We start from the raw sequence: 17,451 nt of genomic DNA, 5'->3' as shown, positions 1-17,451 counted from the left end.
TTTATGAAAATATTAATTATAGGTCTTGGGATTATTGGTGGAGGATATGCCATGGCTCTGAAAGAGGCAGGGTATACAAAAGTTTATGGAGTAGACAAAAATCCAGATACCTTATACAAAGCAAAAAAACTAGGTATTATAAAAGAAGGATTTACAAATGAAGATGAAATAATTTCTCATGTAGACTTAGTAGTTCTTGCCATATATCCTAATTTAGTAAAAGATTTTATTGTTAGAAATAAAGAAAAGTTTAAAGAAAATGCCATAATAACAGATGTTACAGGAATCAAGGAGTTGTTTATTCATGATATAATTGAGATTTTGCCTGAAGATATTGATTTTGTATTTGCCCATCCTATGGCTGGAAGAGAAAAGAAAGGTATAGATTATGCCACAAATGAAGTATTTAAAGGTGCAAACTTTTTAATAATTAAAACTGAAAAAAATAAAGAAGAAAATTTAAAACTAATAGAAAAACTAGCTTATGAAATGGGATTTAAGCATATAAAAAGAACTTCTCCACAATTTCATGATGAAATGATAGCTTTCACTAGCCAGTTACCTCATGTTTTGGCTGTGGCACTAATTAATAGTGATATTGAAGGTAGAAATACAGGTGAGTTTATAGGTGATAGTTACAGAGATTTAACTAGAATTGCCAACATGAATGAAAAGTTATGGAGTTTGTTATTTTTAGGAAACAAAGAAAATTTATTAAAGGTAATGAATAGATTTGAAAAAGAATTTGATGAAATAAAAAAAAGTATTGAAGAAGATGATGAAGAAAAACTACAAGAATTATTTATAAAATCTACAAAAAGAAGGGAGAAACTATAAAGTAGTATGTGTGACTATCTTACTAAAAATATACTTATAAGAAAAAAATAACCGAGACAAATATCTCGGTTATTTTTGTGTATATATTAAGCAGAAACTGCTTGAGACTCTTCTGATTGAACTCCACGAATTTCATCAGCAGTTTTTATTTTTGTATTTTTGAATATAGCAGCTCCTATAAATCCAGCTATTATACTTACTACAGCGCATCCAGCAGCAGCCATTAATCCGTTAACTCCGTTTTGTGCAACAGATACTGCGAAACCAGCTATTGGAGTAGCAAGACCTGGAGTACCAACTTCAATTCCCATTAAAGCAACTATTATACCAGACATAGCACCACCTATGAAGTTAGTAACATATACTGGAATTGGGTTAGCAGATATTATATCTGATTGAGTTAATGGTTCTATAGCAACAGCTATAGTATCTTTTTTAGAACCGAACTTCATTTTTGAGAAGAATACATAGTTCATGAAAGAAGAACCAAATACTGCAAGAGCACCTATTCCCATTGGAACACCTGTTAAACCTATTATAGAAGTTAAAGCCATTGAGCTAAGTGGAGCAGTAGCAACAACTGTTATTAAACCACCAAGTATTAATCCCATTAATATTGGAGAAGTTGCTTGAGCTTGTATTAATACTTGTCCTATTTGAAGTAAAGTATTTTTTACAACTGGATCCATTACCATAGCTATTCCTCTAGTTAAAGGAGCAGCAACTACTATTATAACTATTAAATCAAGTCCAGCAGGAACTTTCTTTTCTAAGAATTTTATAACAAATGATACTAAGTAACCAGCTATAAATCCTGGAAGTATTCCGAATCCTGAAACTGTTAAACCAACTAATACAGCATAAACTGGTGATACACCAAGTGCTAAAGGAACTAATATACCAGCAGCAACACCACCTAGGCTACCGTTTGCAGCACCAACACCTTCTAAGAATTTAATTCCCATTTGTTCTCCAAATAAAGAGAAGTGGAATGCTTCAACAAGGAAACTTGCACATGCAGCGTTTGCTAATGCACCCATTGCTTTCATACCTTGTGGAGCTTTGTAACTGAATAAAGTAAATAATGCTAATACTACTAATAATAAAGCAGTACCTGTTAAAATTTGAATCATATCGATTTCCTCCTAAAAATATTAAATCATTATAATACCTATTTAAGGCTTTTATTCCATATTTAAGGAATTATTTATTGAGGAGAAGCCTTTCCTAAAAAGTTAAAAGTTTTCCTCGTATGTACAAGAATTATTATACGATAAAACAATTTATTTGTAAATACAAAATTCGACAAGATTTTATAAAAATATAAAATTTTATATAAATGTAAAAAAATACATAATAATATTATTAATTGATAATATAGGGGATAAATGGAATCCAACAATAGAATAATTTATTGGAAGTAGGAGATTGCAAGAATATAATTGCAAATAAAGAATCCAATAGATTACCTATCGGATTCTTTATTTAAGTAGTAATATTATCTAAAGCTCTTATTTTTTAGAATTATATTTTTCTAATAAAGCCTTTTCACCCATTTCAACTAATCTTTTACTTACTTGGCCACCTACTTCTTCACCAGCCAATACATTTTTTGCATGACCCATTAAAGTGTTTTGAGGAGCATTGCTTTCGACCTTATCTGTAAGACCGTTATAGTTATATCCGAGCTCACTGGCTATTTCCATTTTAAGACTATTTAAGGCTATTTTAGCATTAATATCCATAATTATTTTCTCCTTTAGTTATATTATTGATAGAATATGTGTTGTATAAATATATGATTAGCAATATTAAAAATTTATATAACAATATTTTTTACTGCATATATAGTATTTTAAAAAAATATAATTAGCTAAAAATAAATGTAAGGACATGATATGAATTAGTAAATTATATTTACATTAAATTAAACAAAAAGTATGAATGATATTTAAAAAAAAGAATTTTATGTATGTATATGTAAAATTCTTTTTTATTTTTTATAAAAAAATGGTACAATATTTATAATTTATAGAAAAATAGATTATAAATATTTAACATTAATCATTTATTTAAAATACAAATTGTAAAAGGAGAAACTTATGATTTTAATTAAAAATGGTAGATTGATAGACCCTGCAAGTAAAAGAGATGAAATAGTAGATATAGCTATTGAAGATGGGAAAATAAAAGAAATAGGGAAAATAGATGGGGAAACGTTTGAAGAAATAATAGATGCAAGTGGATATGTAGTTTCTCCAGGACTTATAGATGTTCATGTTCATTTTAGAGATCCAGGGTTTACATACAAAGAAGATATTTTAAGCGGCGCAAAATCTGCTGCGAGAGGTGGATTTACAACTGTAGTTTGTATGGCAAATACAAAACCTGTAGTAGATAATGTGGAAACTTTAAAATATATAAATGAAAAAGCAAAAGAAGCTTGTATTAATGTTCTTCAAGTGGGAAGCGTAACAAAAAGCTTTAGAGGGAAGGAACTAAGTAATTTTGAAGAACTTTTAGAACATGGTGCAGTAGGTTTTAGTGATGATGGGATAGCTATAATGGATACTGAAATGCTTTATGAAGCTATGAAAAAAGCAAAAGAGCTTGATGTACCAATAAGCCTTCATGAAGAGGATTCTAATTTTATAGAAACTGCTGGAGTAAATGATAGTGAAATCGCTAAAAAATTAGGACTTAAAGGTGGAGCTAAAACTTGTGCAGAAGATATAATGGTGGCTAGAGATTGTATGATAGCTCTAGAAACAGGGGCAAAAGTAAGCATACAACATATAAGTTCTGGTGTAGCTGTGGAAACTGTAAGATTTGCAAAATCTCTTGGAGCAAAAGTGTATGCAGAAGCAGCACCACATCATTTCACTTTAACAGAAGAAGATGTACTAAAATATGGATCACTAGCAAAAATGAATCCACCTCTTAGAAGTGAAAAAGATAAGCAAATAATAATAGAAGGATTAAAAGACAACACTATAGAAATAATAGCTACAGATCATGCACCACATTCTAATGAAGAAAAAAATCGTGCATTTGCAGCTTGTCCTAGTGGTATCATAGGTTTGGAGACATCTTTAGCTCTTGGGGTAACTTCTTTAGTTAATAAGGAGCATATAAGTCTAATGAGCTTACTTGAAAAGATGACTATAAATCCTGCTAGACTTTACAATCTTAATAGAGGTTATATTGCAGAGGGTGAAGTTGCAGATATAGTAATATTTGATGAAAATGAAAAATGGACAGTTACAGATTTTGATTCTAAATCTAGCAATTCACCTTTTGTAGGATGTGAGTTACTAGGAAAAGTTAAGTATACAATTAGTGAGGGAAAAATAGTTTATACTGACAAATAAAGTTAAATTTTACTGCTTTTATGCTATAATTTAATTGAAAATATATTCTAGGGGGTAACTTATGACAAGGGGAAGTAAATTTAATGTAGGAATAAATAATATAACTATCGACCGTTTTACTTTACTAAAATACAAATTAGTTTTAGATGATTATATTAAATCAAATAATCTTTGGGAAGAAAATACTCGTGAATGCTGGTTATATGATCTTATAGATTTTAAATTAAAACAAGACGTAGGTTTAACTTATAGAAGTATAAGGGTGTTGGAAGATGAGTGGGGATTTGATAGTGATAATGATGATATTGATGATTATATAAACAGACACATGGCTAAATTTATGGCAAAATCAAATGGATAGTAAAATGATTGGTTTAGATAATTAATTACTATAAAAGTTTTTATTGGAGAGAGAATATAATATTATCCTCCATAAAAAGAGGACTTAGAGATAAAAATACAGTGTTATCAAATATATTTTTAGCACTTATCCTGCTTCATATATTTACCATAATATTTTCTTTTGAAGGTGGGAAAGAAGAAATAAACTTGGTTATAGTAGGTGAAAGTAAAAGTGCAGTAATAAGTTCTTATTGTGAAGCTTTAGATGAATTTGACATCTGTAAATATTTCAAATATGATAAAAAATGAAGAATATAGTAGAGAAAATGAAAAATCAAAATCAATATTAGATGATATGGAATATGGTAAGTATTTTGCACTAGTAATGTTAGAAATGGCGATTTTGCTAGGAAGTGTTCATGCTTTCAAAAACACATTTTATATTAAGGAGAAGTTGGGAAGTAGGGTAAAATATCTCATGCAAAAATTTCATCACTTTTATCCTTAGAATTAATGGAGTTATTTTGTTTTATATTTATACAAGTAATAGCAATACTGGGAGCGGTATCTTTATTTTACGGAGTAAATGTGAATCTAAATAATATTTTACCAATATTACTTTTAATAGTAGTCTTTAGTTTGTTTGCTGTTTGTATAGGGATTTTTACCACAGCTTTAGCTAAGAAAAAACTAGTAGCGATAATATTTGTTCACGTATAGTTACTGTACTTACTTTGGCATCGGGACAACTTATGCCACAAATGGTACAAAATTTTTCACTCGTATTACCTCTAACTTGGGTAAATGCTGCATTTAATGGAATTTTAAATAATGGAAGTAATTAAAAAATATTTATGGATTTACTTGTGGCTATGGCTATTTCAGTAGTGCTTATTATGATTTATCTTGTTGTTGAGAATAATAAAAAAAGTAAAATATCTTAATATATTTAAATTTATGTAATAAACCATCATTTTTCCATTTAGGAAATTGTGGTTCTACTTGTATTAAGGGATTTAATATAAATGTACTTTATGTAGAAAATGTTTAGAAAGCTATACTACTAGTGTATAATATAATTATTAGTTTAAAAATCTATTAAGTAAGGAAATATAAATAAAATAGAAAAAGGAGAATGATTATGTTAGAGTATAAATTTGATACACAATTATTAATTGAAGGAAATAATCTTTCAGAAGATGAAATCAATGATTACATAGAGTCAAATATAGAAGGAGACTGTTTACTTGCAGTTGGAGATGAAAGTTTAATCAAAATACATTTCCACACCAATACCCCATGGAAGGTACTTGAATACTGTGCTTCAAAAGGAGATATTCATGATGTTGTTATAGAGAATATGGATAGACAAGCTAATGGACTTCAAGGGTAGTTTTTTATAAGACTTTTATGAAAATTAATAAATATTAGAGATTGATAACGAGAACAATTAATAGAAAAGAATGTGATATTTAATAAAAACTTAATATATAACTTAAAAAATACCTTATTTTCTTTTGGAGAATAGGGTATTTTTATGTGAATTAATTGACATTAATATGCAGCATAAATTACCATTATATTGAAAGTATACATTTTGTACAGAGGAGAATTGTGATGATAAATATAATAGTTAGTGGCCTTGGAAATACAGGAAGAGAAATAGTAAAATGTATAAATGAAACTGAAGGAGTAGAAGTATTTTGTGCAGTTTCAGATTATGATTTAAAAGATGCAGATTTTAAAATATATCCTAAGTTTAGTGATATAGTAGGAAGAGCTGATGTAATAATAGATTTTTCAAAAGCATCTAGACTGGAAGAAATATTGGAATATGCCATAGATAGAAAAATACCAGTAATTATAGGTACTACAGCACACAGTGATGAACAAAATGAAAAAGTTAAAGAAGCTGCAAAATCAATACCAGTATTTAAATCTTCAAACACATCAATAGGTATAACTGTAATGCTTCAATTAGTAAAAACAGCAACTAGATTATTAGATGGATTTGATATAGAAATAATAGAAAAACATCATAATAGAAAAGAAGATTGTCCATGTGGAACAGCTTATATGACAGCAGATGTTATTAAGGAAGTAAGAAGTGAACTTACAAATATTTATGGAAGGCATGGAAAGTCTGCTAAAAGACAGCCAAATGAACTAGCTATACATACAATAAGAGGTGGAACTATTATAGGAGACAATGATGTGATTTTTGCAGGAGATGATGAAGTTCTAGAAATTAAGCATAAAGCTGGATCTAATATGATATTTGCAAAAGGAGCTGTTATGGCAGCTAAATTTATTGTAAATGCAAATGCTGGGTTATACGATATGAATGATGTTTTACTTGGATAATAAACATAAATGATAATATAATAAGGATAAACCTTTTCTCCTATGATATAATAATCAAGGTATTGGTAAAATTAGGAGGAAAATGATGAAAAATAAAAAACATTATATAGTAGTATCACTAATCTTAGTAGCCATATCAGCTATTATGTTTATAATACATTATTTTGTATTTGGTCAAGCTGTAAACACAGCGTATTATTCTTTAATGAATTTATGTTTTATTCCCATAAACAGTTTAGTTGTAACATTAATTTTAGAAAGACTAATAGATTATAAAGCTAAACAAGAAAGAATGGAAAAATTAAATATGTTAATTGGACTATTCTTTACAGAAGTTGGATATAAGCTAATGCGTTTAATAATAAAAGCAGATAAGTGTGGGAAAAACTCTATAATTTTATTTAATGATTTAGATGAAGTAAAGAGTCAAGTTGAAAAACATAAGTATATTATAGATATTGAAGAAATAGATCTGGATAAAATAATGGATGTATTATTGGAAAGCAGTAATTTACTAGTGGATTTAATTAGTAATGAAAATATAATGCAACATGAGATTTTTACAGACTTACTTATGTCAGTAATACACTTAAGAGATGAGATTACTTTTTATAAAAATGATAAAACTGATCAGCTAGATATTAGTCATTTGGAAAAAGATATTTTAAGGGTTTATAAAAATATTGCAATACAATGGGTTGATTACTTAAAATATTTAAATAAATCATATCCATTTTTATACGATAATGCTATTAGGATAAATCCATTTAAGTTTAATTAGCAAAAAGGTTTACTAGGATATAATCCTGAGTAAATCTTTTTTAGATTAATATAATTTTAATAGATATACTATTAAAAAAGTATTTGAAAGGAGAAGGAGTAAATCCTATACTAATATTATAAAATAAAATGAAAATGGGGGATTTATAGTGAAGATAATTGAAACTAAGAATCTGACTAAAAGTTATAAGAAAAACAGAGGGATTGAAAGTGTTAATATAAGCGTAAATGAAGGTGAAATTTATGGGTTTATAGGGCCAAATGGTGCAGGAAAATCTACTACAATTAAGACACTTTTAAACTTTGTATATCCAACTAGTGGAAGTGGAACAATCTTTGGAATGGACATTGTAAAAGATTGTTGCAAAATAAAAGAGAATATAGGATATGTACCCAGTGAAGTGAAATACTATGACACTGTCAAAGTAAAAGATATAATGAAATATGCTCAAAGTTTTTATCCAAATGTTAGCGATGAAGACTTGGGGAAAATATGTATGGACTTAGAACTTGATATGGAAAAGAAGATGGGAGAACTGAGCCTTGGTAATAAGAAAAAAGTAGCCATTGCACAAGCACTAATTCAAAATCCCAAACTTTTAATTTTAGATGAGCCGACAAACGGTTTAGATCCCCTTATGCAGAAAAAACTTTTTAATATATTAGTAGAAGAAAAGAAAAAGGGAAATACAGTTTTCTTATCATCTCATAATTTAAATGAAGTACAAAACCTGTGTGACAGAGTTGCTGTAATAAAAGAAGGAAAAATAATAGATGTGATTGAACTGGAGAAAGCAACTGAGACCTTAGGATTAAAAATCACATTAAGTAGTAAAGATATTAATAAAGAAATTGTATTAGATTTGGGTGGAAAAATATTAAATGAAGCTAAGGATGAAAATAAAAATAACTCATTTGTCTTCCTTTATTATAAAGATGCAAATTCCCTAGTAAAAGAATTAAGTAAGTATACTATTGAGGAATTATTAATAGAAAAAGAAAATCTTGAAGATACTTTCTTAAATTACTATGAAAATAAGGGGGAAGAGAAATAATGAATATATTTAAATTTGAATTTAAAAGATTGTTTAAATCATGCCTTACTTGGTCAGTAGTATGTGGAATGATGATAGCTTTGTTTATGTCACTTTTTCCAACTATGGCTGACATGGGTATACAAGAATTGGTAAATGATAAAATGGGTGCTTTATCAGTAGATATGCTAAAAGCTTTTAATATAGATTCAGGAATGGATTTTTCAGATATATTTAATTATCTTGCTTATGTTATTCAATACATATCTATGGCTAGTGCAGTTTATGGGGCAATACTTGGAGTTAATGCCCTTATAAAAGAAGAAAGCCAAGGGACTATAGAGTTTTTATACTCAAAGCCAATAAAAAGAGGTAAGATTGTTACAACAAAGTTATTATCAATAATTTTAATTTATTTTATTTATATAGTCATAATAGGAGCAATTACAATTATTGTTTCTTTATTTGTAAAACCAGATAATGTGGAACTTATGGATCTTTTAATAAATATAAAAACAGTTTATATGGGAATGTTTATTTTAGGGCTTGTTTTTATGTCTATAGGAATATTAATTTCAGCCTTAGTTAAATCTGACAAAGGAGGGATTCCCATATCAATTGGAATATTTTTTATTTCTTACTTATTTGGAATAATAGGGAAATTAAAAGAAGATTTTGAATTTCTTAAGTATTTCTCGCCATTTGATTATTATGCTCCGGGTGATCTTTTAAAAAATGGATTTGAAGCGAAACTTGTTATAATAGGGATTTGCATAATGTTTGTTTCTATTTTAAGTACTTATTTAGTTTATAAAAGAAAAGATATGAATATTTAATCAAATAAAAATAAAAAGTCAGCAAATGTTTGCTGACTTTTATTGCTAATATAGGTATATTATAAATTTATATATTTGATCAATACTGTTTATTGAGTTAAAATTTTATGTATAATATTATATGTTGTAGATTAAAAAATTTTAAAATACAGGAGAAAAAGATGGATAAAAACACAGTAAAAAAGTATACGAAGGAAATATCCATAATATTAATAGGAAATATATTCTTGGGAATAGCTTGTTCAAAGTGGATGGTTCCCAATGAAATAATAAATGGTGGTGTGACTAGTATATCTATGATATTAAATAAAATGCTTTCAGTGCCACTTTTATATTTAACTAATGGATTAACTTTATTATTATTAATAATTTGCTATATATTCTTAGGTAAAGACAATTTTTCAAAATCCATATTTAGTAGCGTATTTTATTCCATGTCATTTTCATTATTTTACTCTTTACCTTTTTCATTGCATGTAAATGTAGTCTTGGATTTAATATTAGCAGCCATATTTATAGGAATAGGATATTATTACTGTAGTATAGTAAATGCATCAACAGTGGGAGTAGATGTTATAGCTTTGATTATTCATAAGAAAATAATAATATAAATATAGCTAAATCAATAAGTAAGATTAACATAGTAGTATTGTTTATTGGATTAATTGTATATGGAGTAAAATCAGTGATTATAGGTATGATTTTTACATTTGTATACTCTAAAATTTTGGATTATATATTAAAAGAAAATCTTTTAAAAATTAAAAAAATAGCATAATAAGTGTAAATAAATTTCGGGTATCTAGTTAAAAACTAGGTACCTTTTTAATTTTAATAAGTACACATGAGATTTAATAAATTAGGCCATATTAAAAATATTAATAATATTTTCGTATAGGAGATACAATGATGAAATTTAATATATACAAGTTAAGGAAACAATTTGCTAAAAATAAAGCAAGTTTTGAAGATATACATGAAAATATATTAGAAGGAATGGATGTACATGGATCTAATTTAATTATATTAATGTGTGCAATTATTATTGCTTCCGTTTGCTTAAATATGAACTCTGTAGCAGTAATTATAGGAGCTATGTTAATTTCTCCTTTGATGGGATATATTATAGGAATTGGATATGGAGTTGGTACTTATAATATAAAACTTTTGAAATAATCATTTAAAATACTAGGAATTGCCATAGCTATTAGTATAGTAACATCTACTTTATATTTTTGGATTTCTCCCATAAATACAGCAGGAAGTGAGATTTTAGCCAGAACAAAACCTACTATATGGGATGTAATAATTGCACTTGTAGGTGGAATAGCAGGAATGATTGGGATTACTCGTGATAAAAGTAGCAATGTAATTTCAGGTGTTGTCATAGCCACAGCACTTATGCCACCCCTTTGTACAGTAGGATATGGTTTTGCAACAAGAAAAGCAAGTATATTCTTAGGTGCAGGCTATTTATTTTTTATTAATGGATTTTTCATAGCTATTGCAACACTTTTAGTCAATAAGTTACTGGGGATTCCTAGTAAAAATAAAGATTTTAATGAAGAAAAAAGAATTAAAAAATTCATTATAGTTTCATATATTATAGTTATAATACCTAGTATGATTTCTGCTATAGGTTTTATTAAAAATACCATAGATGAAACAAATTTAAATTCTTTTATAGATGAAGAATTAAAAAATCAATATGTGATTAGTAAGGATATAGATGAAAAAGATGATATTATAATACTAGTTACTTTGGGAGAAACAATAACTAAGCCTCAATTACAATTATTGAATAAAAAACTATCTGATTATAACTTAGGTCATAAAAAATTAGTTATTAAGCAAGAAGAAAATAATATTTCAGTTTTAGAGCAATATATGGATAGTATAAAAAGTAATCAAAGCAATATTAGAAGTAATTATAAATCAACAACAAGTGAAGATATTTTTAATGCGAAAGATATATTTGAAGAATTAAAATCCATATATCATGAGATAAGTAAAATTTATATGGGCTATTTGGATGAATCATCAGAAAGTAAAAATGATTCTAATAAAAGTGTGCCGATTATTGTAGTTTATAGCAATGATAAAACTTTTGAAAAAATAAAGAAAAAATTAAAGATTGGTTTAAAGCAAGGAGAAACTCTAATGATGTAAGTGTATTTATAGAAATTATTAGTCAATAAATTTTAGATTAAATTATATGAAATAAGATAAAAGGAGATATTTCAATGACAAAGAAAAAAAGTAAAAAATATAAAGAAAAGAAATTGGAGTATAGAATAATGGGCGACGCATTCTTAGGCGAATTATCAAATATATCAGGAGAAGAAGATAGTTCTTTACAAAACCTAATAATTTCTATGGAATCAAAGAAAATACAAAAATCATTAAAGAATAATAAGTAAAGTATAGGAGATAAACAAATGTCAAAAGTAGCAAAAGCTGCCATAGGACTTATGGCGGCAACTTTAGTAGCAAAAATGTTAGGTTTTGGTAGAGAATTAACTTTAGCAGCATATTATGGAGCATCATCAACAAGCGATGCATTCTTAGTTGCTATGAATATTCCAGCAGTTATATTTACTGCAGTGGGAACATCTTTGGGAACAGCATTTATACCATTATTTTGTGAAGTAAGATCAAAAGATGGAGACAGTGCATCAGTAAAATATACAAATAATATTTTCAATGTGGTTGTTTTAATATGTTTAATATTTGCAATTGTAGGAGCTTTTTTTGCACCACAAATAGTAAAATTATTTGCCCTAGGATTTAAGGGAGAGACAATGGAAAAAGCAATTTATTTCACAAGAATAATGTTGCTGGGTATTCCTTTTTTGGGAATAAGTTACATAATGATGGCTTATTTGCAAGTAAAAGAAAACTTTATAATTCCAGGACTTATGCCCATACCATATAATCTTTGTATAATAATATCAATAATTTTAAGTGTAAAAACATCACCATATATACTACCTTTTGGAGCACTTATAGGGCTTTTAGGACAATTTTTATTTCAACTTCCTTTTGCCATGAAAAGAGGTTATAAATATCAACCAATTTTAAATTTTAAGGATGAATATCTTAAAAAGATGCTTTGGCTTGTGGGACCAGTTCTTATTGGTGTAGCAGTAAACCAAATAAATACAATAGTTGATAGGACAATAGCATCTACTTTAGTTGAAGGAAGTATATCAGCACTAAACTATGCAAACAAACTAAATCAATTTGTAATGGGGATGTTTATAGTATCAATTTCATCTGTTGTTTATCCCATGCTTTCAAGATTATCAACAGAAAATAATAAGGTGGAATTTAATAAATCTATAATAACAGCTATAAATACAGTTATTTTATTAGTTATTCCTATATCAGTAGGAGCTATAATTTTATCAACTCCAATTGTAAAAATTCTTTTTCAAAGGGGAGAATTTGATGCAAGAGCAACATATATGACTTCAGTGGCACTTGTATTTTACTCTATAGGAATGATTGGTTTTGGACTTAGAGATATTTTGGGTAAGGTATTTTATTCTTTGCAAGATACAAAAACACCTATGATAAATGGAGCAATTGCCATGGGATTAAATATAATTTTAAATATTTCCTTTGTTAAATTTACAAATATGCAATTGGCAGGTTTGGCACTTGCCACTAGTACATCAGCCTTAGTGACTATTATTTTATTATTTATAAACTTGAGAATAAAAATTGGTCCATTTGGTGGAAAATATGTGGTAACTGTATTTATTAAAGCACTTTTGTCAGCGTTGTTAATGGCTCTTGTAACTAGATTTGTATATAACAATTTAGCACTTAGATTAGGAACAGGTACATTAAAAGAAATTATAACATTAGCAACGTCAGTGGTAAGTGGAGCAATAGTGTATGGTATATGTGTTATGGCTCTTAGAATACAAGAAGTTAATGTAATCTTGGCTACATTAAAAAATAAGCTTAAAAAAGCTTAAAATTTTAAGGTATATCTTGAATCATATTAAGATATACCTTTTTAAATTTTATAAAAATATGTATAAAAATGGTATACCTTTATATTGTAAAAAATATTATACTTTTTATAAAAAAAGTACCCAAATTAAATTTTTGATTTGTATATATAGTATATAAAAAATAAACAGAATTTAAAGGGAGAAAATAAAATGAAAAATATAAAATCGATACTAACATTAACTCTTATAGGGGGATCAATAATTTTAACAGGGTGTTCAGGAAATACTGAAGCTAGTGCAGAAAAGGCTAATAATCAGCCAACTACACAAGCACAAACAACATCAAATAATAGTGCATCAAATTATAACGTGGATATGACTTCTTTAGAAAAAGATTTAAAAGCTTTAGAAGAAGGTAAGTATAATGGAAAATGGGAAGATGAATTAGAAGCTAAGTATGGTGATGACTGGGATGATGCCATGGAAGCAAAATATGGCGAAAACTGGGATGACGAATTTGAAGCAAAAATGAATGCAAAATTAAATGAGGGAACGACTAAAGAAGATTTAATAAAATCAATAGAAGGTGACTTAAGTGAAATGTTAAATAGAGTGGAAGCACCTGTTAATTGGGAAGATGAATTAGAAGCTAAGTATGGTGATGACTTTGATGATTTAATGGAACAAAAACATGGTGACAATTGGGATGATTTATTTGAATCTGAATTAATGAAATAACAATATTATATAATATGTAAAAAAGATAATAAAATAGTTTAATTAAAAAATAGCAACCCTATTAGATAAGTTATCTAATAGAGTTGCTATTTCTATTTTTAAATTATTAAACTGCTAATTTATCGTCTATATTACTTTCATTTAAATTATTTTTATTTGATTTAAATCTAACTTTAAATTCAAGAAGTGCAATTGTTAATAATATCATAACAACGGCTACAGCTATAAGAAAAGCTAAATTACCTTTAATATTAGGTCCACCAGATATTGTACTTCTAAATGCTGTAACTACATGAGTAAATGGAAGGTAATTAGTTATTTTGGCTACAAAATCACCAGATAATTCTAAAGGATAAGTACCTGTAGAACCAGCCAATTGTAAGACCATAAATATTAGAACTAAGAATTTACCAACTACTCCAAAGGCAACATTTAGGAAGTAGATTATACTCATAAATGTTATTGCAGCAACAACTGCAACTAATATTGTTTGATTTAAATCAGCAGGGCTAAATCCGTTGAAATAACTTAGTGCTGTAATCATTGCTAGTGAAGCTAATATTATTGCTGGATACATTACACTTGCTTTACCAAGCCATAATCTAAAGCCTGATTTTATTTTTCCACTATTTTTAGTTAAAGGATAAACTGTGCAGAATCCCATACATCCAACCCAAAGACCAACAACCATCATATAAGCAGCCATTGCGTGACCGTTATCCGCAACTTCTGTTACTTGAGTTTTAGAAGATTCAACAGGTGATGCAAACATTTCTAAAGTATTATTATTTATTGTAGAAGTAGTATCTTTAACAGATTTGGCACCATCAGCTAAACTTGTTTGTAAAGTATTACTTCCATCATAAGCAGTTTGTAAACCTTTCTTTAAACTTACAGATCCATTCTTTAATTCATTAACTCCAGATGATATTTTATTAGTACCGTCAGAAAGTGATGACATACCAGACTGTAACTTAGAATTATTAGCTACAAGTTTGTCTGAACCAGTTTTTAATTCTTTGGCACCAGCACTTAATGTATTTAATCCATTTGAAAGAGTTTTAGTAGATGATTTTAAAGTAGTAAACATTTTTTCATAAGTTGAAAGATTTGAATTTACTTCTTTAACAACTGCATTAGCTCCGCTTTCTGCTGCTCCTGCTGCAATTTGACTCATAGTACTAGATACTGAAGGTGAAACTGCATTTGTTATAGAATCAGCAGTAATGTTAGAAGATACACCATTTAATGTATTTGATATTATGCCAATAACTAAACTTTGAGCTTGTTCATTTGTATATCCAACAGCTTGAAGAGCGCCCATCATTTGTTTGATGTTGTTATCACTAAGTATTGCTGTAGAAACTGCTTTAACTGTATTTTCAGAAGTTAAAGTGTTTTTTACCTTAGAGCTAACAGCACTACCTATACCAGATGATAATTGACTAGCATAACCACCTACACTTGAAGCTGCTGTTTCTTTTAAAGTGTTTTTTTGCTCATCACTTAAAGATATACTTGGGATAGATATTTTTTGAACAGCAGAGTTTAATTCACTAGCACCACCAGCCAATTGATTAGCACCATTTGAAAGTTCTTTTGCACCATCATTTAAAGATTTTACACCTGCTAAATAAGTATTTAAGCCTTGCGATAAAGTATTAGTACCATCAGTAAATGTTAGCATACTATTAGATAAAGTGTTTAAGCCATCATTTATTTTCACACCACCATCTTTTAAATCACCTAAACCGTCTTTTAGCTCTAATGAGCCATCAGCGGCATCGCTAAGTCCATCTCCCACAGTATCAAATTGTTCAAAGATAACATTAGCATAAGTTTCTGTTACTTCCTCAGAAATTGTATTTTGAATTTTAGATAAAGCAGTTTCACTCATTTTGCTGGCGATATAGTTTTTACCTGGATTTGTAGCATATTCTAATACCATTTTCTTAGGCTTTTTATCTAATAAAGTAGTAGCATCTTTTGAGAAATCTTTAGGAATAGTAATTACCATGTAATAAGTACCATTTTCTAAACCATCCATTGCTGCATTTTCATCAACAAAATTAAATGCTAAGGAGTCATTTTCCTTTAAACTGTCAATTAGTCTTTCTCCTACATTTACTTTAATATCTTCATAATTAACAGAAACGTCATTATTAACTACGGCAACGGGAAGATTGCTAATTTTTCCATAAGGATCCCACATAGAACTTAAGAATAAAGTTGAATAAATTGTTGGGATAGTTATGATGGCTATAAGAGCCACAATTAGAAATTTGTTTTTGAATAAATCTTTCCATTCATTTTTTAGCATATATGTATCACCTTTCTCCATATTAAGTTTTAATAAACAACACGATGTTGTTTTTGTGTTATAATAAAAATTATAATTTTATAAAATATAATATTCAATCATTAAAAAAGTTAAAAATGTATGATAAACGACATTTTATGGCAAAATGTTGTTTATTTTGGCAAAAGGAGTAAAATTATGAATACAAAAAATGATCGTAGAATTAGGAAATCAAAGGAGTCTTTAAAGAATAGCTTAATAGGATTAATGAAAGAAAAACCAGTAAATAATATTACAGTTAAAGAATTAGTTTCTGTTGCAGATTTAAATAGATCTACTTTTTATAATTACTATTGTGACATACCAGATATGTTGGAAAAGTTGGAAACAGAGCTTTATAATGAGTTTTTATACATTTTAGAATTGCATATTACTAAAGAAGGTATAAATCATGATCTATATAAAGAAGCACATGAATTTATTGAAGATATGTGTAATGTTATAAAAGAAAATGTTGAATTTTGCAAATGCATTTTCAGCAAAAATGGTGATATTAGTTTTTTATTTAAGTTAGAGGAATTAGTTGAAAATCATATTAAAGATCAACTTAAAGAAGATTTTGATGGAAAGCTGGATCATCTTGCATATGTCTATTCATTTGTTAAAAGTGGATATATTGGTATTTTGAAATCATGGATGAAGGGTGGTTGTATGGAATCATCACAGGAGATTGCAAATTTAACTTATAATTTAGTAAAAGGTGTTTTATACAGCTGTAAAATATAATTATTGTAGTTGCTACAATATATATAACCTGATAGTAATATTTTTAGATAATTTAGTAGTTAAATTTCTATTGGTAATAATAGAAATTATTAAGTTATT

22 protein-coding genes are annotated in these 17,451 nt (G+C 27.8%); 19 read left to right on the top strand and 3 right to left on the bottom strand.

Translation table 11 applies throughout. The annotated features are described in order from the left end of the window. Positions 1-3 precede the first annotated feature (3 nt). Complete coding sequence (locus tag QX51_RS16270) at positions 4-837, top strand: prephenate dehydrogenase (RefSeq protein ID WP_039680977.1); 834 nt, start codon at positions 4-6, stop codon at positions 835-837. Between the two features lie 86 nt (positions 838-923). On the opposite strand, the gene QX51_RS16265 is transcribed toward QX51_RS16270, so the two are convergent. Beyond that, complete coding sequence (locus tag QX51_RS16265; RefSeq protein WP_277613705.1) at positions 924-1,970, bottom strand: PTS sugar transporter subunit IIC; 1,047 nt, start codon at positions 1,968-1,970, stop codon at positions 924-926. 378 nt (positions 1,971-2,348) lie between these two features. Beyond that, on the bottom strand, positions 2,349-2,582 hold the full coding sequence (locus QX51_RS16260) for a small, acid-soluble spore protein, alpha/beta type (RefSeq protein WP_039680956.1): 234 nt from the start codon (positions 2,580-2,582) through the stop codon (positions 2,349-2,351). A 357-nt stretch (positions 2,583-2,939) separates the two neighbouring features. Here QX51_RS16260 and QX51_RS16255 point away from each other — a divergent pair, with 357 nt between their 5' ends. The 17 genes from QX51_RS16255 to QX51_RS16195 all read left to right on the top strand — a co-directional run bounded on the left by QX51_RS16255 (position 2,940) and on the right by QX51_RS16195 (position 14,267). After that, positions 2,940-4,208, top strand: a complete 1,269-nt coding sequence (locus tag QX51_RS16255; protein ID WP_039680955.1) for a dihydroorotase — start codon at positions 2,940-2,942, stop codon at positions 4,206-4,208. A gap of 61 nt (positions 4,209-4,269) precedes the next feature. After that, entirely contained in the window at positions 4,270-4,569 is a 300-nt protein-coding gene (locus QX51_RS16250; protein ID WP_039680954.1) for a hypothetical protein, read from the top strand. Between the two features lie 101 nt (positions 4,570-4,670). Continuing rightward, positions 4,671-4,859 carry a hypothetical protein gene (locus tag QX51_RS16245; RefSeq protein ID WP_039680953.1) on the top strand — a complete coding sequence of 63 codons (189 nt, stop codon included), beginning with the start codon at positions 4,671-4,673 and terminating at the stop codon, positions 4,857-4,859. Then, positions 4,846-5,058, top strand: coding sequence for a hypothetical protein (locus QX51_RS16240; RefSeq protein WP_039680952.1), 213 nt, complete (start codon positions 4,846-4,848; stop codon positions 5,056-5,058). Before QX51_RS16245 ends, QX51_RS16240 begins: the two co-directional genes overlap by 14 nt. 5 nt (positions 5,059-5,063) lie before the next feature. Then, positions 5,064-5,270: a hypothetical protein gene (locus tag QX51_RS20430; protein WP_141660772.1), complete on the top strand. Its 207-nt coding sequence runs from the start codon at positions 5,064-5,066 to the stop codon at positions 5,268-5,270. Positions 5,271-5,691: 421 nt separating this feature from the next. Next, the gene (locus tag QX51_RS16235; protein ID WP_039680951.1) at positions 5,692-5,943 is read left to right on the top strand and encodes a fatty acid kinase subunit FakA-related protein; all 252 of its coding nucleotides are present in this window, start codon (positions 5,692-5,694) and stop codon (positions 5,941-5,943) included. Between the two features lie 224 nt (positions 5,944-6,167). Then, entirely contained in the window at positions 6,168-6,914 is a 747-nt protein-coding gene (gene dapB, locus QX51_RS16230) for a 4-hydroxy-tetrahydrodipicolinate reductase (protein ID WP_039680950.1), read from the top strand. A gap of 85 nt (positions 6,915-6,999) precedes the next feature. Next, positions 7,000-7,695, top strand: coding sequence for an MJ1433 family protein (locus tag QX51_RS16225; RefSeq protein ID WP_039680949.1), 696 nt, complete (start codon positions 7,000-7,002; stop codon positions 7,693-7,695). A gap of 148 nt (positions 7,696-7,843) precedes the next feature. After that, entirely contained in the window at positions 7,844-8,749 is a 906-nt protein-coding gene (locus tag QX51_RS16220; RefSeq protein ID WP_039680948.1) for an ABC transporter ATP-binding protein, read from the top strand. Beyond that, positions 8,749-9,564, top strand: coding sequence for a DUF2705 family protein (locus tag QX51_RS16215; protein WP_039680947.1), 816 nt, complete (start codon positions 8,749-8,751; stop codon positions 9,562-9,564). Before QX51_RS16220 ends, QX51_RS16215 begins: the two co-directional genes overlap by 1 nt. Before the next feature lie 161 nt (positions 9,565-9,725). Then, positions 9,726-10,175 (top strand): YitT family protein, encoded by a 450-nt coding sequence (locus QX51_RS21310; protein WP_200886411.1) that lies wholly within the window; start codon positions 9,726-9,728, stop codon positions 10,173-10,175. A gap of 38 nt (positions 10,176-10,213) precedes the next feature. Further along, positions 10,214-10,342 (top strand): hypothetical protein, encoded by a 129-nt coding sequence (locus tag QX51_RS21845; protein WP_408645578.1) that lies wholly within the window; start codon positions 10,214-10,216, stop codon positions 10,340-10,342. A gap of 131 nt (positions 10,343-10,473) precedes the next feature. Beyond that, positions 10,474-10,740 (top strand): DUF389 domain-containing protein, encoded by a 267-nt coding sequence (locus tag QX51_RS19665; protein WP_052233118.1) that lies wholly within the window; start codon positions 10,474-10,476, stop codon positions 10,738-10,740. A 9-nt stretch (positions 10,741-10,749) separates the two neighbouring features. Beyond that, positions 10,750-11,733, top strand: coding sequence for a DUF389 domain-containing protein (locus QX51_RS19655; protein WP_082007857.1), 984 nt, complete (start codon positions 10,750-10,752; stop codon positions 11,731-11,733). 74 nt (positions 11,734-11,807) lie between these two features. After that, entirely contained in the window at positions 11,808-11,984 is a 177-nt protein-coding gene (locus QX51_RS20755) for a hypothetical protein (RefSeq protein WP_161791940.1), read from the top strand. Between the two features lie 18 nt (positions 11,985-12,002). After that, the gene (murJ, locus tag QX51_RS16200) at positions 12,003-13,550 is read left to right on the top strand and encodes a murein biosynthesis integral membrane protein MurJ (RefSeq protein ID WP_039680946.1); all 1,548 of its coding nucleotides are present in this window, start codon (positions 12,003-12,005) and stop codon (positions 13,548-13,550) included. Between the two features lie 189 nt (positions 13,551-13,739). Next, positions 13,740-14,267: a hypothetical protein gene (locus QX51_RS16195; protein WP_039680945.1), complete on the top strand. Its 528-nt coding sequence runs from the start codon at positions 13,740-13,742 to the stop codon at positions 14,265-14,267. Positions 14,268-14,373: 106 nt separating this feature from the next. On the opposite strand, the gene QX51_RS16190 is transcribed toward QX51_RS16195, so the two are convergent. Beyond that, complete coding sequence (locus QX51_RS16190) at positions 14,374-16,587, bottom strand: YhgE/Pip domain-containing protein (protein WP_039680944.1); 2,214 nt, start codon at positions 16,585-16,587, stop codon at positions 14,374-14,376. Between the two features lie 177 nt (positions 16,588-16,764). On the opposite strand from QX51_RS16190, the gene QX51_RS16185 reads away from it, so the two are divergent. Further along, positions 16,765-17,352, top strand: a complete 588-nt coding sequence (locus QX51_RS16185) for a TetR/AcrR family transcriptional regulator (protein ID WP_039680943.1) — start codon at positions 16,765-16,767, stop codon at positions 17,350-17,352. Positions 17,353-17,451: the final 99 nt, after the last annotated feature.

Origin of the sequence: Terrisporobacter othiniensis (assembly GCF_000808015.1) — a bacterium.
In the GTDB taxonomy this organism is placed as follows: Bacteria; Bacillota; Clostridia; order Peptostreptococcales; family Peptostreptococcaceae; genus Terrisporobacter; species Terrisporobacter muris.
This window is presented reverse-complemented; position numbering and strand designations above follow the sequence as displayed.

Excerpts from the sequence above, each read along its gene's own strand:
- QX51_RS16235 (WP_039680951.1), top strand. The coding sequence starts at position 5,692 with ATGTTAGAGTATAAATTTGATACACAATTATTAATTGAAGGAAATAAT.
- QX51_RS21310 (WP_200886411.1), top strand. The coding sequence starts at position 9,726 with ATGGATAAAAACACAGTAAAAAAGTATACGAAGGAAATATCCATAATA.
- murJ (WP_039680946.1), top strand. The coding sequence starts at position 12,003 with ATGTCAAAAGTAGCAAAAGCTGCCATAGGACTTATGGCGGCAACTTTA.
- QX51_RS16250 (WP_039680954.1), top strand. The coding sequence starts at position 4,270 with ATGACAAGGGGAAGTAAATTTAATGTAGGAATAAATAATATAACTATC.
- QX51_RS16240 (WP_039680952.1), top strand. The coding sequence starts at position 4,846 with ATGATAAAAAATGAAGAATATAGTAGAGAAAATGAAAAATCAAAATCA.
- QX51_RS16185 (WP_039680943.1), top strand. The coding sequence starts at position 16,765 with ATGAATACAAAAAATGATCGTAGAATTAGGAAATCAAAGGAGTCTTTA.
- QX51_RS16260 (WP_039680956.1), bottom strand. The coding sequence starts at position 2,582 with ATGGATATTAATGCTAAAATAGCCTTAAATAGTCTTAAAATGGAAATA.
- QX51_RS16265 (WP_277613705.1), bottom strand. The coding sequence starts at position 1,970 with ATGATTCAAATTTTAACAGGTACTGCTTTATTATTAGTAGTATTAGCA.
- QX51_RS16270 (WP_039680977.1), top strand. The coding sequence starts at position 4 with ATGAAAATATTAATTATAGGTCTTGGGATTATTGGTGGAGGATATGCC.
- QX51_RS19665 (WP_052233118.1), top strand. The coding sequence starts at position 10,474 with ATGAAATTTAATATATACAAGTTAAGGAAACAATTTGCTAAAAATAAA.
- QX51_RS16225 (WP_039680949.1), top strand. The coding sequence starts at position 7,000 with ATGAAAAATAAAAAACATTATATAGTAGTATCACTAATCTTAGTAGCC.
- QX51_RS16215 (WP_039680947.1), top strand. The coding sequence starts at position 8,749 with ATGAATATATTTAAATTTGAATTTAAAAGATTGTTTAAATCATGCCTT.
- QX51_RS16195 (WP_039680945.1), top strand. The coding sequence starts at position 13,740 with ATGAAAAATATAAAATCGATACTAACATTAACTCTTATAGGGGGATCA.
- QX51_RS20755 (WP_161791940.1), top strand. The coding sequence starts at position 11,808 with ATGACAAAGAAAAAAAGTAAAAAATATAAAGAAAAGAAATTGGAGTAT.
- QX51_RS20430 (WP_141660772.1), top strand. The coding sequence starts at position 5,064 with ATGGAGTTATTTTGTTTTATATTTATACAAGTAATAGCAATACTGGGA.
- dapB (WP_039680950.1), top strand. The coding sequence starts at position 6,168 with ATGATAAATATAATAGTTAGTGGCCTTGGAAATACAGGAAGAGAAATA.
- QX51_RS16255 (WP_039680955.1), top strand. The coding sequence starts at position 2,940 with ATGATTTTAATTAAAAATGGTAGATTGATAGACCCTGCAAGTAAAAGA.
- QX51_RS16190 (WP_039680944.1), bottom strand. The coding sequence starts at position 16,587 with ATGCTAAAAAATGAATGGAAAGATTTATTCAAAAACAAATTTCTAATT.